Origin of the sequence: Hymenobacter swuensis DY53, from assembly GCF_000576555.1 — a bacterium.
Lineage (GTDB): Bacteria > Bacteroidota > Bacteroidia > Cytophagales > Hymenobacteraceae > Hymenobacter > Hymenobacter swuensis.
On sequence record NZ_CP007145.1, the window covers coordinates 2,521,386 to 2,539,901 of the forward strand.

The 18,516-nt window shown below is 60.4% G+C and carries 20 protein-coding genes; 14 read left to right on the plus strand and 6 right to left on the minus strand.

The window, feature by feature from the left end; genetic code table 11:
• Window positions 1–32 precede the first annotated feature (32 nt).
• Both HSW_RS12150 and HSW_RS12155 read left to right on the plus strand, forming a co-directional pair.
• Window positions 33–2,417, plus strand: coding sequence for an outer membrane beta-barrel family protein (locus HSW_RS12150; RefSeq protein ID WP_044002153.1), 2,385 nt, complete (start codon window positions 33–35; stop codon window positions 2,415–2,417).
• Between the two features lie 157 nt (window positions 2,418–2,574).
• Entirely contained in the window at window positions 2,575–3,552 is a 978-nt protein-coding gene (locus HSW_RS12155; protein ID WP_197031867.1) for an alpha/beta fold hydrolase, read from the plus strand.
• A gap of 459 nt (window positions 3,553–4,011) precedes the next feature.
• Here HSW_RS12155 and HSW_RS12160 read toward each other — a convergent pair whose 3' ends face one another.
• Window positions 4,012–4,197 carry a hypothetical protein gene (locus HSW_RS12160; RefSeq protein ID WP_044002154.1) on the minus strand — a complete coding sequence of 62 codons (186 nt, stop codon included), beginning with the start codon at window positions 4,195–4,197 and terminating at the stop codon, window positions 4,012–4,014.
• Window positions 4,198–4,370: 173 nt separating this feature from the next.
• On the opposite strand from HSW_RS12160, the gene HSW_RS24950 reads away from it, so the two are divergent.
• The 8 genes from HSW_RS24950 (at window position 4,371) to HSW_RS12190 (ending at window position 12,448) form a co-directional block, all read left to right on the plus strand.
• Complete coding sequence (locus HSW_RS24950; protein ID WP_262489380.1) at window positions 4,371–4,994, plus strand: PAS domain-containing protein; 624 nt, start codon at window positions 4,371–4,373, stop codon at window positions 4,992–4,994.
• Complete coding sequence (locus HSW_RS24955; protein ID WP_262489381.1) at window positions 4,915–5,139, plus strand: PAS domain S-box protein; 225 nt, start codon at window positions 4,915–4,917, stop codon at window positions 5,137–5,139. Before HSW_RS24950 ends, HSW_RS24955 begins: the two co-directional genes overlap by 80 nt.
• A complete protein-coding gene (locus HSW_RS24770; protein ID WP_231501288.1) occupies window positions 5,139–5,975 on the plus strand; it encodes a sensor histidine kinase in 837 nt (278 codons plus the stop codon). Before HSW_RS24955 ends, HSW_RS24770 begins: the two co-directional genes overlap by 1 nt.
• On the plus strand, window positions 5,953–6,765 hold the full coding sequence (locus HSW_RS12170) for a response regulator (RefSeq protein WP_197031868.1): 813 nt from the start codon (window positions 5,953–5,955) through the stop codon (window positions 6,763–6,765). The genes HSW_RS24770 and HSW_RS12170 overlap by 23 nt, the downstream gene beginning before the upstream one ends.
• 212 nt (window positions 6,766–6,977) lie before the next feature.
• Complete coding sequence (locus HSW_RS12175) at window positions 6,978–9,680, plus strand: cation-translocating P-type ATPase (RefSeq protein WP_081768389.1); 2,703 nt, start codon at window positions 6,978–6,980, stop codon at window positions 9,678–9,680.
• 164 nt (window positions 9,681–9,844) lie between these two features.
• Window positions 9,845–10,711 (plus strand): universal stress protein, encoded by an 867-nt coding sequence (locus HSW_RS12180; RefSeq protein ID WP_197031869.1) that lies wholly within the window; start codon window positions 9,845–9,847, stop codon window positions 10,709–10,711.
• 172 nt (window positions 10,712–10,883) lie between these two features.
• The gene (locus tag HSW_RS12185) at window positions 10,884–11,702 is read left to right on the plus strand and encodes a universal stress protein (RefSeq protein ID WP_197031870.1); all 819 of its coding nucleotides are present in this window, start codon (window positions 10,884–10,886) and stop codon (window positions 11,700–11,702) included.
• 311 nt (window positions 11,703–12,013) lie between these two features.
• Window positions 12,014–12,448 (plus strand): BLUF domain-containing protein, encoded by a 435-nt coding sequence (locus HSW_RS12190; RefSeq protein ID WP_052346386.1) that lies wholly within the window; start codon window positions 12,014–12,016, stop codon window positions 12,446–12,448.
• Between the two features lie 362 nt (window positions 12,449–12,810).
• Here the strand turns inward: HSW_RS12190 and HSW_RS24275 are convergent, their stop codons facing one another.
• Window positions 12,811–13,026, minus strand: coding sequence for a hypothetical protein (locus tag HSW_RS24275; protein WP_155832947.1), 216 nt, complete (start codon window positions 13,024–13,026; stop codon window positions 12,811–12,813).
• A 75-nt stretch (window positions 13,027–13,101) separates the two neighbouring features.
• Complete coding sequence (locus tag HSW_RS12195; protein ID WP_052346387.1) at window positions 13,102–13,731, minus strand: DUF6624 domain-containing protein; 630 nt, start codon at window positions 13,729–13,731, stop codon at window positions 13,102–13,104.
• Window positions 13,732–13,933: 202 nt separating this feature from the next.
• Here HSW_RS12195 and HSW_RS12200 point away from each other — a divergent pair, with 202 nt between their 5' ends.
• Genes HSW_RS12200 through HSW_RS12210 form a run of 3 tightly spaced genes read left to right on the plus strand, consistent with a single transcriptional unit; the run spans window position 13,934 to window position 14,940 of the window.
• Entirely contained in the window at window positions 13,934–14,221 is a 288-nt protein-coding gene (locus HSW_RS12200) for a hypothetical protein (RefSeq protein WP_044002157.1), read from the plus strand.
• Between the two features lie 42 nt (window positions 14,222–14,263).
• Window positions 14,264–14,617 (plus strand): hypothetical protein, encoded by a 354-nt coding sequence (locus tag HSW_RS12205; protein ID WP_044002158.1) that lies wholly within the window; start codon window positions 14,264–14,266, stop codon window positions 14,615–14,617.
• Window positions 14,618–14,670: 53 nt separating this feature from the next.
• Complete coding sequence (locus HSW_RS12210; protein ID WP_044002159.1) at window positions 14,671–14,940, plus strand: hypothetical protein; 270 nt, start codon at window positions 14,671–14,673, stop codon at window positions 14,938–14,940.
• A 104-nt stretch (window positions 14,941–15,044) separates the two neighbouring features.
• On the opposite strand, the gene HSW_RS12215 is transcribed toward HSW_RS12210, so the two are convergent.
• The 3 genes from HSW_RS12215 to HSW_RS12225 form a co-directional block, all read right to left on the minus strand.
• Complete coding sequence (locus HSW_RS12215; RefSeq protein WP_044002160.1) at window positions 15,045–15,374, minus strand: hypothetical protein; 330 nt, start codon at window positions 15,372–15,374, stop codon at window positions 15,045–15,047.
• Window positions 15,375–15,804: 430 nt separating this feature from the next.
• Window positions 15,805–16,200, minus strand: coding sequence for a hypothetical protein (locus tag HSW_RS12220; protein WP_155832948.1), 396 nt, complete (start codon window positions 16,198–16,200; stop codon window positions 15,805–15,807).
• Window positions 16,201–16,361: 161 nt separating this feature from the next.
• A complete protein-coding gene (locus HSW_RS12225) occupies window positions 16,362–16,892 on the minus strand; it encodes a hypothetical protein (RefSeq protein WP_044002162.1) in 531 nt (176 codons plus the stop codon).
• 215 nt (window positions 16,893–17,107) lie between these two features.
• Here HSW_RS12225 and HSW_RS12230 point away from each other — a divergent pair, with 215 nt between their 5' ends.
• Window positions 17,108–18,514 carry an MBOAT family O-acyltransferase gene (locus HSW_RS12230; RefSeq protein ID WP_044002163.1) on the plus strand — a complete coding sequence of 469 codons (1,407 nt, stop codon included), beginning with the start codon at window positions 17,108–17,110 and terminating at the stop codon, window positions 18,512–18,514.
• The last annotated feature ends 2 nt before the right edge of the window (window positions 18,515–18,516 follow it).

The window sequence follows — 18,516 nt, forward strand, 5'->3', positions numbered from 1 at the left end:
CGGGCCGCTCCGATTCCTCCTAACCTTGGGTCATGAAAACCTGGCTCTACCTCTGTTTATGGCTGCTCCTGACCGGGGCGGCCCAGGCTCAGCCCACCGTCGGCCCTGGCCGTACCCTGGCCGGCAAGGTGCAGGACCACGGCTCCGGCGCGCCCGTGCCCTTCGCCACCGTCAACGTGAAGGATGCTACCGATAAGCTACTGACCGGCGGCATTAGCGACGAGAACGGCGTGTTTCGGCTGGATGGCATTCCAGCGCAGGCTGTGACGGTGGAGTTCCGGTTCATCGGGTACCAGACGCTCAGCCAGGCGCTGGCGAAGGGCACGGGCCGGCTGGATGTGGGCACCGTGCGCCTGATGCCCGACGCCACCCAGCTGGGCGAGGTGACGGTGACGGGCGAGCGGCCGGCCATCAGCCTGCAGCTCGATAAGAAGGTGTTTGAGGTGGGTAAGGACGTGTTGTCGCAGAACGGCTCGGCCAACGACGTGCTGAACGGCGTGCCATCGGTGGCCGTCACGCCGGCAGGCGGGGTGAGTCTGCGCGGCAACCCTAACGTGACGGTGCTGGTGAACGGCCGCCGCTCGGGCCTGACGCAGAGTAACGCGCTGGACCAGATTCCGGCCGACCAGATAGAGCGGGTCGAAGTCATCACCAACCCCTCGGCCCGCTACGACGCGGCGGGCAGCGCCGGCATCATCAACATTGTGCTGAAGAAGAACCGGAAGGGCGGCCTGAGCGGACAAATCCGACTGGTGAGCGGTCTGCCCAACGACACGCGGGCAAATCCGAGTCTGAGCTATAAGTCCAGCAAATTCAACGTGTTTGCCACGGCCGCCCTGCGCCTGACTGACTACGTGGGCCGCTATAGCACCAATCAGCTAACCGGCCCGACCACCGACCAGACCCGCCTGCACCAGCAGCAACGCGAGAACCGCCACGACGACGGACGCCTGCTCTACTTCGGGTTTGACTACTACCTCAACGAGCACAACACCCTCACGGCCTCGTTCCTGAAAAACGCCACCCAGGACCACGACAAAACCACGCTGCAATACGACTACGCCAGCCGCACCCCCGACAGCAGCCTGGTGCGCACCGGCGAATCGTGGGAACGGCGCAGCTACCAGCAGCTGGATGTCAACTACACCCGGCTCTTCGCCCAGGCCGGCCGCAAGCTCACCGCCGACCTGCAATACGACTTCTGGAACAGCGCTAAAGACTGGGTGCTGGCCACGAGCAGCACCACTCCGGTGGTGCAGGCCCTGCCCGGCATCCGGACCAGCTCGGTGGGGGCCAGCCAGGATCTGGTGGTGCAGACCGACCTCGTGCAGCCCCTTAGTTCGCGGTACTTGCTGGAAGCCGGCCTTAAGCTCGAAAGCCGCCGGGTGAGCAGCGACTTCCTGGCCGAAGAGCAGTTGGGGCCAGACTGGGCCATCTTCCGGGGCATCAACAACCAGCTGCTTTACCAGGAGCTCATTCTCGGCGCGTATACCCAGCTGGGCAGCAAAACCAAAACCTTTTCCTACCTGCTGGGCCTGCGCACCGAGCTGACCCGCATCACGGTTCAGGACCGTGAAGGCACCTACAACAACCAGAAACGCTACGACCGCCTGTTCCCGACCCTCAACCTGAGCTACCAGTTTGGCGAGAGCACCACGGCCCGGCTCAACTACAGCAAGCGCATCAACCGGCCCGCGTTATGGATGCTCCACCCTTTCAACGAGCTTACGGATTTGAACGCGCAGTACGTAGGCAACCCCGACCTGAACCCGTCGTACGGCGACGTGGTGGAGCTGGGCCTGTTGCGCCACTGGAGCGCGGTTACGTTCAGTCCGGCAGTCTACTACCAGCGCAATACGGGCTTCATCCAGACGTATGTTTCCCGCGACGCGGCGGGCACGTTCATCAGCTCACCCATCAACCTGAGCCGAGAAATCCGCCGGGGCCTGGAGCTGTCGGTGCAGTATACACCCGTGCCGTGGCTGCCGCTGAACGCCGCGCTCAACGGCTACACCTTCACCCAGCAGGGCCGCTACCAGGAGCGCAACCTTAATTTCTCGGGCCAGGTGCTGACCGGCCGGCTCAGTGCGCAGGTGAAGCTACCGGCGAAGTTTGGCGTGCAGGGCCGCTACAATTTTACCGGGGTCCAGCGCAATGCCCAGACCCGGACCCTGGCCATTCACACCCTCGCCATGGGCTTGAGCAAGAACCTGCTGCGCGACAAAGCCACCCTGGTGCTGGACGCCACCAACGTGCTGAATTCCGACCAGCAGCGCACCCGGACCACCGGCGAGAACTACGAGTTCAACCAGGTCAGCAGCCCCAACGCCGCCCGCTACCGGCTCAGCTTCGCCTACCGCTTCAACCTGCAAGACGGGCAAGCCGTGCGGCAGGCCAAGAGCAGCAACCGCAATTGAGTTGCTCGCGGCCTATCCATCAGCCTACTAAGTTCCCTTGATAAGCAGCTGATAACCCGTTGGCTTTTAAGTAGCCACTTGGAAGCTACTATCCTTTTCCATCATCGGCAATCCCCAACGGTTGCGGATAATTTCACCAAACAAACCGCCCCCTGTCATGAAAAAGACCTCCCTATTCATCCTGCTAGCCATCCTTTTCCACTTTTATGCTGGTAAAGCACAGAATAGAAAGCAAGCAATGGCTGTGACTATTTCGCGCCAGATTGACACCCTGCTAACCCTTGAGATTGGGGGAATTAAGCAGGTGCTGCAAATCAAAACGGATGACTCGAACAAGCCGGTGCTGTTGTTTTTATCGGGTGGCCCCGGCAGCTCCATGATACCCACTGCGAACAACTTTACCGGTCTTTTAAAAGACAAGTTCACCCTTGTCCAGTGGGACCAGCGGGATGCGGGGAAAACCCTAGCCTTAAACCCGTCGCCCACCCAGCCATCCGTTGCCCAGATGGAAACGGACACCTACCAGGTCATCCGGTTTCTGACCAAGGAACTGAACCAGAAAAAAGTCTACCTGCTGGGTAGCTCCTGGGGAAATGTTTTGGGGTTTTATATGGTCGAAAAGCATCCTGACCTCCTGCATGCGTATTTCGCCGTGAACCCAGTGGTTAGTCAATTAGCAAGCGAGCAGGAATTGCTGGCCATCCTAAGAACTCATTTTGAAGGACATCCACTGGCCAGCAAGGAGTTGCTGAGCGTATCCATTCCTTTCGAAAAGGATGAAGACCTGTTCTACATCAGGAAGTGGCTTTTTTATAAGGAAGGCAAGAAGTATGCAGCCAGTGAGGAGTTCAAAAAAGGGTTTCTTACGTGGTCCGAAACGTGGTCACCGGTGTGGAACGAAGTAATGACTATTGATTTGCCAAAAACGCTGAAGAAGGTTAAATGCCCGATTTATTTCTTCGTTGGCAAAAACGATATTCAAACATCGGCTCTCATTACACAGAACTATTTCCAGGACCTCAAAGCCCCGAGGAAGGGCTTGGTTTTCTTTGAAAATTCCGGTCATCAAATACATAAAGATGAACCGGAAAAATTGCAAAAAGCGATAATCCAGACAGTAGAAACAACCCGATAAGGTTGGTTTCCAACGTCACTCCTTGGTTGAGCAAAATTTTGCTCAACCAAGGAGTGACGTTTTGGATTCCTACATCCGCCACGGGGCCCGGAAGGGCACGCCTTGCTTGGCTCAGCCAAAAATCAGAAAATCAATATATTAAATTCCTGGTAAGCAGGTTGGCCTCGGGGTAGCTCGTGCTGGTGAGGTTAGCCACGTCACTCGGCAATATGTTCCGAACGGCCGCACAGCCTTTGCGGAAAACCCCACTACCCGGTGGGTGCATACCGGCGGAAAAGCCATTGACACTCCCCCGCTGGCCGTTGACTGCTGTAAACGGTCCGGCCGCTTTTTTTTGCTATTTCAGCGGGGGTTAGGTGATGAAAGTTATATGCTTACCCGATGGGCGTCATGGGATACGCCGGGCCAAAGCTGCACTTTCACAGCACTCTTTTTTTCCTCACCGGCCCCGCCAAGGCCTTACTCTTTATTCCTCATGTTGACGCTCCTGTTTCCGATGATGCTACTGGCGTTGCTGGCTCTGGTTGGGGCGTACCGGCACGGGTCATCGAGAGCAGCCAGGGAAGCCAATCCGGCCGCCGTGTTGGGCAGCAGCACCAACACGGCGGCCGCTTCGGCCAGCAGTGAGGGAGCAGGAACAAGCACGGGACGAGGGGATAAAGCCGGAAGAAGAGAAGCAAGCCAAAAGTAGCCGGGGCCGCCGTCCGGGCGAATGACGGCTGCAAGACGCGTTGCTGATTTTTGTCACCCTGGCCCGGCGAATTAATGCGCACCTTTAGCGGCCTGGCCGGCACACCGCTTTTTCTATCTGATACCCAGTGACTCCCGACTCCCACGTCTTTGCCGACCTGTTCTACGCCCAGGCTCAGGAGTTTGTCGGCGTCTATGACCCGGCGCTGGGCTGGTTCACGGGCGTGAACCTCGCCGGGGTACGCCTGCTGGGCTACCCCTCCGAGCAGGTGCTGCTTGCCGACCCCAGCCGTACCCTACCCTCGCTACCCTGGACCGCCGCTCAGTGGCAGGCCCTGTACGAGCAAACCCGGCGCACGGGCCGGGCGGCGGTGGAAGTTAAGATTCGGCGCTACGTTGGTCCGGCATTCTGGGCGCGGGTCGAGCTGGCGTATTGTGAAACCGCCGACACGCCGTTCTTCATGATTCGCCTGGTGGAGCAGCGCCGCCTGCAACAGGCGGAGCGGGAGCTGGCCCAGAGTGAGCGGCGCTTCGAGGCCGTGTTTGCCAACGCCACGCTCGGCATCATCGTCTGCGACCAAGCCGGCGACATTGTGTCGGCCAACCAGCTGGCCGGACAGCTGTTCGGCTACTCCACCGACGAGCTGCTCGGCCAGCGCGCAGCTGCTCGTGGTGCCCGAGGCCACCGGCCGCCACCACGAGCAGCTGCGCGCCTCCTTCAACGCCCACCCGCAGGTGCGCGGCATGGGTAGCCACCGCGTGTTTCGGGGCCAACGCCAGGACGGCTCAGCGTTTCCGGTGGAAGTCAACCTGAGCTATTTTCACCTGGATGAAGAGCTTTACGTGGTGGCCTACGTGTTCGACCTCACCAAAAAAAAGCCGCTGAGCAGGAGCTGATGGCTCAGCATCAGCGCGTGGCCCGCCTCAACGCCGACCTGGAACAAAAGGTGGCCGACCGCACCCACGCCCTGCTCACCACTTTAGAACAGCTGGAGAAGCGCCGCCGCGAGCTGGCCCTGACCCTGGCTGCCGAGCGGGAGTTGGGCGAGCTGAAGTCGCGCTTCGTGAGCATGGCCTCGCACGAGTTCCGTACCCCGCTCACGGCCGTGCTCACCTGCGCCGAGCTGATTGCCGACTATACCACAACCCGGCAGCAGCCTCAGCGCCTCAAGCACGTGCAGCGCATTCAGACCTCAGTAAAGCAGCTGAACAATATTCTGGAAGAGTTTCTATCAGTGGGCCGCATCGAGGAAGGCAAGATTGAGAGCCAGCCTGCCGACTGCAACCTGACGGCCCTGCTCACCGCAACTACCTCTGACGTGCAGTCCCTACTCAAAGCCGGCCAGCACATTGCGTGGCAGGTACAGTGCCCGCATACCTTCCGGCTCGATGCGTCGCTGCTGCGCAAAATTCTGGTAAACCTGCTGTCCAATGCGCTTACATACTCGGCTGAGGGCACGGTGGTGACGGTGCAGGCCGACTGCCACCAGCACCGGCTCCGGCTGAGCGTGGCCGACCAGGGTGTGGGCATTTCGGCAGAAGACCAGGCGCATTTGTTTGAGCGGTTTTTCCTGGCCCGCAACGTAAGCACCGTGCCCGGTACCGGCCTGGGCCTCTACATCATTGCCCGGTACCTGGAGTTGATGGGCGGTACTATCGCCCTGCACAGCGAACTGAACGTGGGCACTTCCGTCACCATCACCATTCCATATGAAAACCATTCTGCTGATTGAGGACGACGCGCCCATCCGCGAGAATACCGCCGAGCTGCTGGAACTGGCCGGCTACGCCGTGCAGACGGCCGAAAACGGCCAGCTGGGCGTGGTGCAGGCCCTGACCACCAAGCCCGACCTGGTGCTGTGCGACATCATGATGCCGGTGCTCGATGGCTACGGCGTGCTCCAGATTTTCAACCAGCACCCGCAGCTGGCTGGCGTACCGTTCATCTTCCTGACCGCCAAAACCGAGCGCACCGACCTGCGTAAGGGCATGACGCTGGACGCCGATGACTACCTGACCAAGCCCTTCGACAAGGCCGAGCTGCTAAGCGCCATTACCGGCCGCCTGGCCCGCTTTCAGCACCTGCAGCCCGACTACGACCTACAGCCTGAGAGTAGCCTGGGCGCGTTTCTGGACGATGCCCGCGCCGGGGGGCAGCTCGAACAGCTCGCCGTAGACCGCAAAAGCCACCTTGTGCGCAAAAAGCAGGATATCTACCTGGAAGGCGACGAGGCCGCGCGGGTGTACTTCGTGCAGACCGGCCGGGTGAAAACCAGCAAAGTCACCGACGGCGGCAAGGAGCTGATTACGGGGCTCTTCGGGCCGGGCGAGTTCTTCGGCTACCTATCCGTACTGGCCCACACGCCCCACACCGATTCGGCCGTGGCTGTGGATGATACGACGCTGGTGTATATTCCGAAGGACGATTTCGCACACTTGCTGCACCGCAACGCCGAGGTCAGCCAGCAGTTTATCCGGCTGCTGGCGGACCGGGTGGAGGAGCGGGAAGAATGGCCTGATTGAGCTGACGCCCGGCAACATCCGGGTGCTGGAACCCGAGAAGCTGCGCCACGCCCGCTGGTAGCCCGGCCGGCGGAAACAAACAACGGCCCCACTAGTCCACCCTGACAAAGCTCACCCACGCCGGTGATTTTCGTCGTGTGGCACCCGGGCAGCGGCGGCTAGCTTTGGCCTGACGGCCTGACGCCGCTTGTTTTCGCCCTAAGCCCCGCCTGATGGACTACCACATTGTGCCCGTTGAAGAAGCTGCCCGGTTGCTCGGCACCACGCCGGCCGGCCTGGCCACGCCCACGGCCCGGCAGCGGCTCATCGAGCACGGCCCCAACCAACTGGCCGACGCCCACCGGAAAACCATCGGGCAGCTGGTGCTGCACCAACTGCTCGACGTGATGATTCTGGTGCTGCTGGCCGCCGCCGGGGTATCGGGGCTGATGGGCGAGTGGAAATCCGTCTATGTCATCCTGGCCATTGTGGTGGTCAACGCCGTCATCGGTTTCCTGCAGGAATACCGGGCCGAAAAGGCCATGGAAGCCCTCCAGAAGATGGCGGCCAGCCAGGCCCAGGTGCTGCGCGACGGCCAAGCGGCGAAAGTAGCCGCCGCCGATCTGGTGCCCGGCGACATGGTGCTACTCGAAGCCGGCAACATCATTCCGGCCGACCTCCGGTTTATCGAAACCCACGCCCTGAAGGTGGATGAGTCGTCGTTGACCGGCGAATCGACGAACGTGGAGAAGGACCCGGCCCCGCTGCCCGCCGGCGACTACCCGCTGGGCGACAGGCTGAACCTGGGTTTCAAAGGCACCTTCGTGACCAACGGGCGGGCCACGGCCTACGTGGTGGGCACCGGCATGCACACCGAACTGGGCCGGATTGCTACCCTCATTCAAACTGCCGAAACCAGTACGCCTTTGCAAAAGCGACTGGCCACTTTGGGCAAGCGGCTGGCGGTGGCAGCGCTGGTGGTAGGCGCCCTGTTTTTTGCGGTGGGCTGGCTACGGGGCGAGCCGCTGCGCGAGCTGCTGCTGGTATCCATTTCGCTGGCCATTGCTGCGCTGCCCGAGGCTTTGCCTGCGCTGGTAACCATCTCGCTGGCGCTGGGGGCCAAGCGGCTCGTGGACAGCCACGCCCTCATCCGCAAGCTGCCGGCCGTGGAAACGCTGGGCTCGGTCACCTACATCTGCACGGATAAAACCGGCACGCTCACCCTCAACAAGATGACAGTGGAGGAAGTGTTTGAGGTTCCGGATTTCCGCTTGCCCGTGCTTGAAGACGGCCACGGGCTGCTCACGGCCATGGCCCTGAACACCGATGCCACCCAGGATGACCAGGGCCAGTGGCTGGGCGACTCCACCGAGGTGGCGCTGGCCCGCTACGCCGCCGAACAGGAGCACAGCCGCGCGGCCCTCGAAGCCCGGTTTCCGCGCCTTGCCGAGCTGCCCTTCGACTCGGAGCGCAAGTGCATGAGCACCCTGCACCAAACCCCGCAGGGCGTCCTGGTCGTCACGAAAGGGGCCGTGGGCTCTTTGTTTGCGCAGCTCGATACCAGCCAGCAGGCCGGTATTCCCGACCTGAAGCGCCGCGTGGACGCGCTGGCCGGCCAGGGCCACCGGGTGCTGGGCTACGCCGCCCGGCTGCTGCCCGAATTGCCCGCTGAAATCACGTCGGCCACCATCGAAACCGGTCTGGTCTTCGTGGGCTTCGCGGGTTTGCTCGACCCGCCCCGTCCCGAGGCCCGGCAAGCCGTGGCCGAGTGCAAAGCGGCGGGCATTACGGCCGTCATGATTACCGGCGACCACCAGCTCACGGCCCGCGCCGTGGCCGAAAGCTTGGGCATCATTACCTCAGGTGAGGACCTGGTGCTGACCGGCAAGGAGCTGACCCAGCTCGACGAGCCTGCGTTTGCCGAGTTGGTGGAACAGGTGCGGGTGTACGCCCGCGTAGATCCGGCTCAGAAGCTGCGCATCGTTAGCGCCCTGCAAAGCCGGCACCAGTTCGTGGCCATGACCGGCGACGGGGTAAACGACGCCCCGGCGCTCAAAAACGCGGATATCGGCATTGCCATGGGTATCAATGGCACCGAGGTGTCTAAGGAGGCGGCCCACATGATTCTGCTCGACGACGATTTCGCCACCATCGTGGAGGCCGTGCGGCACGGCCGCCGCATCTACGGCAACATCCTCAAGTTTATCCGCTATATCATGGCTGGCAGCGCGGGCGAAATCTGCACCCTGTTTTTCGCGCCCTTGTTCGGGCTGCCCATTCCGCTGCTGGCCATTCACATCCTCTGGATCAACCTGATAACCGACGGTCTGCCCGGGCTGGCGCTGGCCTACGAGCCCTCGGAGCCCAACAGCATGAAACGGCCGCCCATTGATCCGAAACAGACCATTTTTGCCGATGGGCTGGGCTGGTTTATCGTGTGGGTTGGGCTGTTGGTGGGCGGGGTTACCATTGGCATGCAGGCCTGGGCCATTCACGGGGCCGGTACGCATTGGCAGACCATGACCTTCAGTGTGTTGTGCTTCTCGCAGCTGGGGCTGGCCTTCACCGTCCGCTCCCGCCACGAGTCGGCGTTTCGCATCGGGCTGTTTGCCAACAAGCCCATGCTGGGCGCGCTTACCCTCACCTTCGGACTGCAGCTGCTGATTATTTACGTACCGTTCTTCAACGACCTGTTCCGAACCGAGCCGCTGACCTGGCCGGAGCTGGGCCTCACGCTGGCCGTGTCGAGCGTGGTGTTCTGGGCCGTGGAAGCCCACAAGCTGGTCAGCCGCCTGCGGGAGCCCGCGTCAGTTTCATCAGCTCCAGTACCACCAGCGCCGACGCCCGCAACCCCGCCGGCGCGGGCTGGCGAGCCAGCCCAGCAACCAACCAACCGGCCCACGAAGCCCATTTCAGAGCCGCTTTTGCAGCCTTAGGAGCACCGCATTCGGGCTTGCGCCACCCCCTCGTTTCCGCCCTCGTGCTGACGTCCGCTTATGGAAGTAGAACGGCCTGACCAACCTGAAGCATTCGTTTCCGGCTGCTGTTTGCCCCGTCAAACCTATCACCGCTCCTGCCTGAGCAGCTACCATCTGCCATCGTGCCTATTCACTCTGCCATGGAACCCAACATCGTTGTTCTGACCGATTTTTCGCCCGCGGCGGCGCAGGCCCGCACCTATGCCGCCGCCCTGGCCGCGCCGCTGGGGGCCGTCGTGCATCTGGTCCATATCTACTCGCCGGTGCCGCTGAACGTGGAGTACGACATGGTGACGCCCCTACCGATGGAGGCGCGCTACATGCAGCAAATCAGCCATTCGCTGGAGGAACTGGCGGCAGCCCTGCCCGTGCCGGCCACCGCCGAGCTGCTGGAAGCGGACTGGTACGGGGCCGTACAGCAGACGCTGCGCAACTACCAGCCTCTGCTGCTGGTGGCGGGCCTCTCAAAAACCAACGGCTGGCTGGACGAATGGCTCAGCAACCGCGCCCTGCCGCTGGCGCATCAGCCGGGCTACCCCTTGCTGCTCGTGCCCCAGGAGCTGTCGGCGGTGCCGGTGTGCCCGCCCCGGCGTCTGGTGCTGGCCGTGCAGGACGAGGGGTTTAGCCTCACGGCGGAAGCCCGGGCGTTGGCCCCACTGCTCGACGCGCTGCACATCGAAGTCGTCGTGGTGACGGTGCTACCTTACGAGCAGCGGGCGGCCGGGGAGCAGGGCTTCCACTCGGCGCAGCACTGCCGGCTGGCCGCTTCTGTAAGCCGTCACGACCAGCACAAAGTGGTGCATGAGCTACCCGCGCGCGGAATCATGCAGGCCGTGGATGAACTGGCGGCCGATGGGCTGGTGCTGCTGGACCTGGGCCACGGGTGGGCACATACGCTCTTTGAGGGCAGCGTTATCAGTCAGGTGGTCCGCCAGACGCGGGTGCCGGTACTGCTGCTGCCGGCCCGCCCTACGCCCCCGCACGAATAGTGCGCGGCGGCCCCATTTCCGGCCCCGCGTTCAGTTGGCTGCCAGCATCGTCACTATCTACCACCTTACTCTGCCTTTCCCATGTCACTTACGCTTCTTGTTCTAGCCGGCTTTTATCCGCCCGCCCGCAACGCCATGCAATACGCTGGCCCAGGCTCTGGATGGCCGCTTGGTGCTGCTGCACGTCAAACGCGCCTCGCTATTCGACCCCAACGACCTGGTGGGCGAGGGCTACCACCAGCAGGAGCTGGCACGCCAGACCGATACGGCCGCCATTCTCTACCAGCAGGCCGAAGAGCTGCACACGGAGGCCACCGTGGAAGTCGCCACCGACCTGCTGCCAGAAGTAGCCCAAGACCTGGCCCGCCGCTACCAACCGGCGTTGTTCGTGCTCAGCCAGCCCGATGAAACCCAGCCCGCCACCGCCAACTTGGTGAGCTCGTGCGCCGAAATCCTGCGGGCCGGCAACTACCCGCTGCTGGTGGTGCCTCCCGCTGCCGCCACCCACCATGCCCCGCGCCGCCTGCTGATTGCCGCCGACCGGGAGCCATTTGCGCTGGCCCCCGAAGCCCAAGCCCTGCGCACGCTGCTGGCTCTGCCCAACGCGGAATTATTTGTGGCGCACGTATCGAGCGGCGTAGAAGACGATGAAGGCTGCGCCTTGGCCTTGCGGGCCGTGCAGGCCAGTGGCCTCGTGGACGGACTGCCCACACCCGAGCTGCGCGGCTTCGAGCACAACGACTACGCCGCCGGCGTGCTGGCAGCGGTGCAGGATATCCAGGCCGACCTGGTTGTGGTACTGGCCCGCCAGCGCAGCTACGTAGGCGGGCTGTTCCACCGCAGCATCACGGCCCGGCTACTGGAGCGCTGCCCCGTGCCGGTGCTGGTGCTGCCAGTGGCCGCTGAGGTGAGTACCGGGCCAAGCAGCGTCCTTACCTCGGCGGCCCTGAATGCGCAGGCACTACTCAACGGCCTGTCGCCGGCCAATTGAACACCTGACAGTGCTGGAAACCAGCGTTTCCGGCAGTAGAAACTACCAAAACAGCATCGGAGAAATTCCTGGTAATCCGGGTCACCCTGACCCACCAGCAGGCCACTTGCAGCCACCTGAACAGCCCCCGTTTCTGGCTTCCTGTACGTGGTCCTGACCTGCAATTTCGTCCCTGTGGACTATCGGCCCGACGCTCTTTTATTGAGTTGCAACCCGCTGGCCTACGTTGCCCCTGCGAGACTCCCTCAGGTCAGGCAATCAAGTAGCGTATTCGTGTGGGAGCCTGTCGTTCCATTTTTTTGGTCCTTGTCATGAGCCTATACCACCTCGTTTACCAGAGCCAGGCCTTGGTGCCGTTCACCGTCCCGGAGCTGACAGAGCTGCTGAAGCAGGCCCGCGCCCACAACCAGCAGCTACACGTCACCGGGCTGCTGCTACACTCTTCCGACGGCCGCTTCTTGCAGGTACTCGAAGGCGAGGAGGCTGACGTCCGGCAGCTTTACTACCAGCGCATCCAGCCCGATCCGCGCCATTACCACTGTCTGGTCCTCGGAGAAGGCCGCTGTACGAGGCGCAGCTTTGCTAAGTGGGATATGGGCTTTTATGTCGCGCAGGCCGATGATATAACTACCCTGCTGCAAAGCAGTGCCGTGCTTCCTCCGGACAATACCGGCCGCCAGCCTACCATCTCCCCCGAGCTGATAACGCTGCTCCTGGATTTTGTGGGTAGTAAAGCACTGCAATAACTGACTGGCCACGACCTGCCTGGCTCCACTACCGGCCCGGCTTCCAATGGTGGCCCGCTCACTTTCCCGTTCCAGCGGCAGCCACAGCGCGTTAGCAGGCCAAAGCTGTTGCTGACTGCATCTGGACTGATAAAGCCTGGCCTTGGCTGTAGTCCAAAAACGAATCTGAACCCGTATTCCTCCCTGAAAACTGTGCGTCTGCCCCTTGAAAGAGCCGCCGGGCCCGCTCCTCCCCGTTTTCTGAGAGGCCCCTGGTAAGCCCCGAGCCTTCTCACGCCTTTTAGCAGCAGTAAAACGCCAACAAGAAAAGCCTCTCCATCGTGAAGAGGCTTTTCTTGTTGTATGAAATTGACTGCCAGAACCTAGCGACGGATAAAGCCTTTGGCTTCCCAGGCCGCCACGTTCTGCGTGCGCACGAAGCGCGTTTCCATGTGTCCCCAGGCATCGTGTCGGTACATGACCGTTTTGCCGGCTTCCCGCTGCTGCATAGCCTGGAGTTGCTCGGCATGGGATAGTGCAGGCCCGGCCTCTTCGCTGGCTTTGCGGGGGCGTTTCGTTGATTTACTTGCGGTTGACATATCCCGGGTAACGAGCCGCTGCGCCAAAAGGGTTCAACGGAGCGTCAGTCATGCCTGAGGCGGTTGCCGCTCGCCCTATTGCACCGTGGGTTTCGGCGCATTCATCTGCTCATGCAGTCCACTCATCATGTCGAGGTACTGCTGCAGCGGCTCCATGCCAATGGCGGCGCGGCGCTTGTCTACATTCTTTGGGTCGCGCAACGACCTGGGAACCGCTTTCCCCAAGCCCGGCCCTTTGTACTCCACCTGGGTGCCGTATTCCTCCGGCTTGCCCGCGTTGATGGCGACGCGGTCCGTCAGGTACGCGTAGTTGACGGGGCTGGCATTCTTGCGTTTTACTTCGGACAACATTAGCTCCAACACCTGGCGTTGGAAGGCCGGGTACGCATCGGCATGCTGTACGAGCAGCCAGAAATTGTTCGCGCTTTTCTCCCCTACCTGCTGGAACCCTGGGTATCCTACCTGGCGCACAATCTTTTCCAGCAGGGGTTGGTGGCGGGCGAAATTCTCTTTCTCGACTTGCACCAAGTCCCGATCAGCACTATCGGGCAACTGCTTGAACAGCTGCTGCATGGGCCACTGATCAACGTAGGCCAAGCTATCCAGGGTCTTGCTCAGCTTTGGATATAGCACCGGCTTGGTTTGCGCGGTAGCAAGGCAGGTGCTCAGGCACCAGAAAGCATAGGTAGCAGCAACTAGTTTCATCGTTACCAAGCTAGTAAAATAACGACTGGGTCCCGTAGGGGTAGCCCGTCAGCCATCTGGGCCCTTGGCTGTTCCACCAGCTGAGGGCCGCCTTTTTAGGGCCAGCCATCAGCATGTCACAATTGCGGGAGGATTTGCCTTGAACCCGGGTCGGAAGAAGAAGTACTTGGGGTATCCTTTCACCCTCCACTTTTTCCACTCCATGTACAACTCCTTTCGCTTACTACCCGTCGCGGCCCTGCTGAGCCTGGGTGCAGTTACCGCTACCCCCGTTGCTACCCCGCCGGCCCAGGCGCAGCAGTGCCCCACGTACGAAGACGGCCTGGTGGACGGGCAGGACCACAAGGCCAACTTGGCCGCCACCTACGGAGCAGGGACTCCCGACTACGAGCAGGCGCTCAACACGGCCATTGCCAATGCCCGCTACAACGCCCGCAACGCGGAGTGTCCCACGTACTGGCGCGGCTACGTGCAGGGCCTCTCCAATTAAGGCGCCTGCTCGAACTACTTGCTCCACCCCTTCCACCAATTCATGAAAAAGCTCCTCCTGTCTGCTTTGCTGCTGGCCTCCACCGGCATGCTGACCTCCGCCACGTCGCCCACCCTGCCGGCCCGTCCCCTGTGTGATGCCTACATCGAAATTTATGGCACCGACTGGTGCGAGGAAGGCCTGGTTCCCATTCACGGCAATTCCAGCGACCCGAACGCCACGTATTACTGGCAAATCGTTGGTACCGGAGCCACCGTGTTGGGGAATACCAGCCAGGATGCTTACATCCGGATTCGCTCCAACGCCAACTTCCAGCTGCAGCTCACCGTCAACGGCTCCTGCTCTTCTACCACCGAAACCCTCACGTACCAAGACTTCGTCGATCTGTGTAACTAATACGCCGCCTGGCGTACCAGTCCGACGTACTTCTACCTTCCTTTCCTGTTCCCATGAAACATCTTTTTCTGGCGCTGCTGCTGCTGGGCTCTGCCGGTAGCACCTGCCTGGCCGCTCCCGCCACTGCCTCTCACGCCCGCACTATCTGGCTGGGCCCTTCTCCCTACCACATCGGGGTGGCCGATGGCCAGGCTATCAAGCCTTACCTGACACCCGAGCAGCTGACGGCCGAAATTGCTTACGCCGATGAGATGCGCGCCAGCTCCACCACTCTGGAAGACCGTCAGTACTGGTTGGGCTACTCCTCAGGCCTGCGAAACTAGTGCCCTGGCGCTGGCCACGTAGCTACACAACACAAAGCCCCTCCATATTGGAGGGGCTTTGTGTTGTGTAGCTGGCTGCGGAAATGAAAAAGTAAGAGGCTCGGTTACACCTCCTCCTCCGCAGCGCGTTCCAAGCCATCAATGAACCCGAGCCAGAAATCCTCCTCGTGCGTGTCGCCATTCTGGCGAGCGGCCTGTACGGCCCGGCTGGCCCGCAGATATTCGGCGTCGATGGCGGCCGTATATTGTGGCGTGCCTTCCCCGTACTGGCTGGCCCAGTGGCTACGATAGCCCTGCCCGGTTGCCAAGCCGCTGTAGTAATCCGAGGGAGAAACCTGCTCGTTGCTAAACGTGGCAGGAGCGGCAAGCCCAGTGCCTGCCTGCAAGCCGCTGAGGAGTAGCCCCAGGGCAATTGAACGCCATACTGCTTTCATACTGGAAGGAATAGTGAAGTGAGTAGAGGCGGCAAAGTCGGCACCAGACTGCTTGTTGTACAGGCTATGCTTTAGCAGATTGTGACATCCTTCTTGCTGCTTTATACCAGGCTGTGGCTGAAAACGCCAAAACGGTCATGCTGAGCTTGTCGAAGCATCTCTACCGGTTTGTTGAGTGGCCTCAGGAAAGCGGTAGAGATGCTTCGGCAAGCTCAGCATGACGTTCAACGAGCTGCAAACGACTTTTCGGGCACAGCCCGGTATGCTCATTCGCTTCTACCTGCACTCCTACGCCTGCGCTGACGGTCCTTCCCTATTTACGCCGACATCCGCTAGGGCCGGGACGACGCCACCACTGATGACCTCTCCCGACTGCGCACCAGCAGGGGCCAGAAAAAGCCCCGGCGCATTGCCGGGGCTTTTCCAACTGCTAGTCAAATACCGGCTCAATGGGGCCACCGCCCCCGCCCCCGGGCCCCGTACCCGTACCTGGACCGGTGCCGCCGGGGCTACCACAGGTAACGGGCGTATTGTACCCCTCTTCCATACCATCCAGATATCCCTGGTAGTAATCGTACTCATCTTGTGAGGCAGCCGTGTCTCGCCAGTAGGCAACGCGCTGCCGGTACCATTCATAGTTCTGCGGGAAATTATTGCCGTCGATGCACTTATTCTGCTCGGTTTCGCGCTTGCCCGCCGTATAGCCATTCTGGTAATCGGTAGAGGACCCGGCCTGCGCGGTGCTGGCTCGGGGAGGAGTGAAAGCGGCGGCACCGGACCCGAGGGCCAGCAGCAACACCAGAGAAAAGGAACGTAGCTGATTCATGGAATGAAGGTGAATGTGGGATGTCAAGATCAGCTTCTTCTGCACGACATGTAAAGGCTATGTCAGGCGTTGTTGTGACATCTACTCCGAACCATCAGCTTTGCACGCTGGTACTCCCGCGCCATACCCGGCAACGCATAGCTGCCGCCAGCAGACAGCAGCTATGCGCCCAGCACTTCCTCATCCGGCACCCGCTCAAACTCTATCACCCACACCCACTCATTACGAGCCCAGGCCGTAGGATATATGGAAGCAAGCAACGCCTGAAAGGCCGCCGTGGGACTATTGTACCAGCAAAAATCGTCCGGGTTATCCGGGTCCGGCTCTACTCCACCCCATTGCACCCGCCCGGCTTTTTCCCGAGGGCGGATGCCTTCTGCCAGCGCCTCGGCATCCGTCAGGCACCGAACCTGCTCAGCCCGGATGCTCACCACGCGCAGGCTACTGGCGGGGTCCTCCAGCACCCGCAACTTCTCACCTGGTTGCCCAAAAGGACACGCAACCGGTGGCAGCAGGGCCTGGTTGTGGCGCAGATCTTCGAATAGGGCCCCGGCTGCCGCCAGCTCACGGTACTGGTAGCGGCCGGGCTCCTGCTGCACAGGCAGAGATAAGGAAAACCGACGGCGGGTCACTGTTTTGTGTCCCGCCAGGACGGCCGCCAGCATGGCAGGATTAAAGGAGATAGAGCGCATACAGCCGCGAAGTTATACCGGCCGGCTTAGCCGGTACGCACTCAATCGTGCTGCCTAAACTAATACAAAAGGCGTATATCATCGGGCAGACGCAGGTACATCCCATGCCGTTTGCTTAGCTATAACTACTCATGCTATTCTGAAACCAATCTGCACTACGAGTAGCCAGTAGATTCTTAAAGAGTTTGTAATCTTGCAGTACTTAATCTGGTCTGATGCTTTACAATTCTCTACAGTTCCTAGTCTTTTTCATTGTTGTAACTATTCTGTATTTCCAGTTGCCGTGGCGAGGCCGTTGGATGTTATTACTCGGGGCTAGCTGCTTCTTTTACATGGCCTTTGTGCCTGAGTATATTCTCATCTTAGGCTTCACGATTGTTATCGACTACTTCGCCGGGCTGCAAATTGAACGGGCCAGAGGCTTTCACAGGAAGCTGTGGCTTATCAGTAGCCTAGCTGCCAACATTAGTATTCTGGCCGTCTTCAAGTATTTCAACTTCTTCGTTTCTAACGCTAATGCGGCGCTGGCCTTTGCGGGTATGCCTACGTCGCTGCCCTTCCTGAACATGCTCTTACCTATTGGCCTGTCTTTTCACACCTTTCAGGCCATGAGCTATACTATTGAAGTGTACAGGGGGAACTACCCGGCCGAACGGCATTTCGGGATATACTCCCTGTATGTCATGTTTTACCCACAGTTGGTAGCCGGCCCAATTGAGCGCCCACAAAACGTCTTACCGCAATTTCACGAGCAGTATAAATTTGATTGGGAACTGTGCAAAAGCGGCTTATTGCAGATGGCCTTCGGGTTATTCAAGAAGGTGGTCATTGCTGACCGGTTGGCCCGGGTGGTGGATGGTGCTTACGATGATGTTGGCACCCAAAATAGCACGACCCTCTTAATTGCTACCGTCTTCTATGCCTTCCAGATTTACTGTGACTTCTCTGGCTACTCCGATATTGGTATAGGAGCTGCGCGGGTAATGGGCTTCGATCTAATGAAGAATTTCGATCAGCCTTATACTGCCCGCTCTATTGGTGAGTTCTGGCGGCGGTGGCACATCTCCCTGTCTACCTGGTTTCGAGATTACCTCTACATCCCATTAGGAGGCAATCGGGTTAAGTACTCGCGCCGCCTGTTCAACGTGCTGCTGGTGTTTCTAATCAGTGGCCTGTGGCATGGTGCCAGTTGGGCGTTCATCATCTGGGGCGGCTTACATGGCTTATACCAAATTGTGGCGCAACTGTGGAACCGCGTCTTCCCTCCACGAGAAGCCTGGGAGCAAACCTGGATCAAGAAGACGTGGGACGTGCTTTCCACCTTTGCCTTGGTAACGTTTGCCTGGATATTCTTCCGGGCCCACGGCGCGCACGATGCAGTCCTGGTCATCAAAAAGCTGTTTATCCACACCGCTTACCAAGTCCCAGATTTAGCCCTGAATGTGGGCGAGACGCTGCTGTGCGTGGCACTCATTGGACTACTACTCTGGAAGGAACGGTACTATATGACGCTGCCGACTGCTCAGACCTGGAAGTTTGCCACGCTGTTCAGCGTGCTGCTTTTTAGCTGCTATCTGCTAGGAGTATTTGACCACAGTCAGTTTATCTACTTCCAATTCTAAGC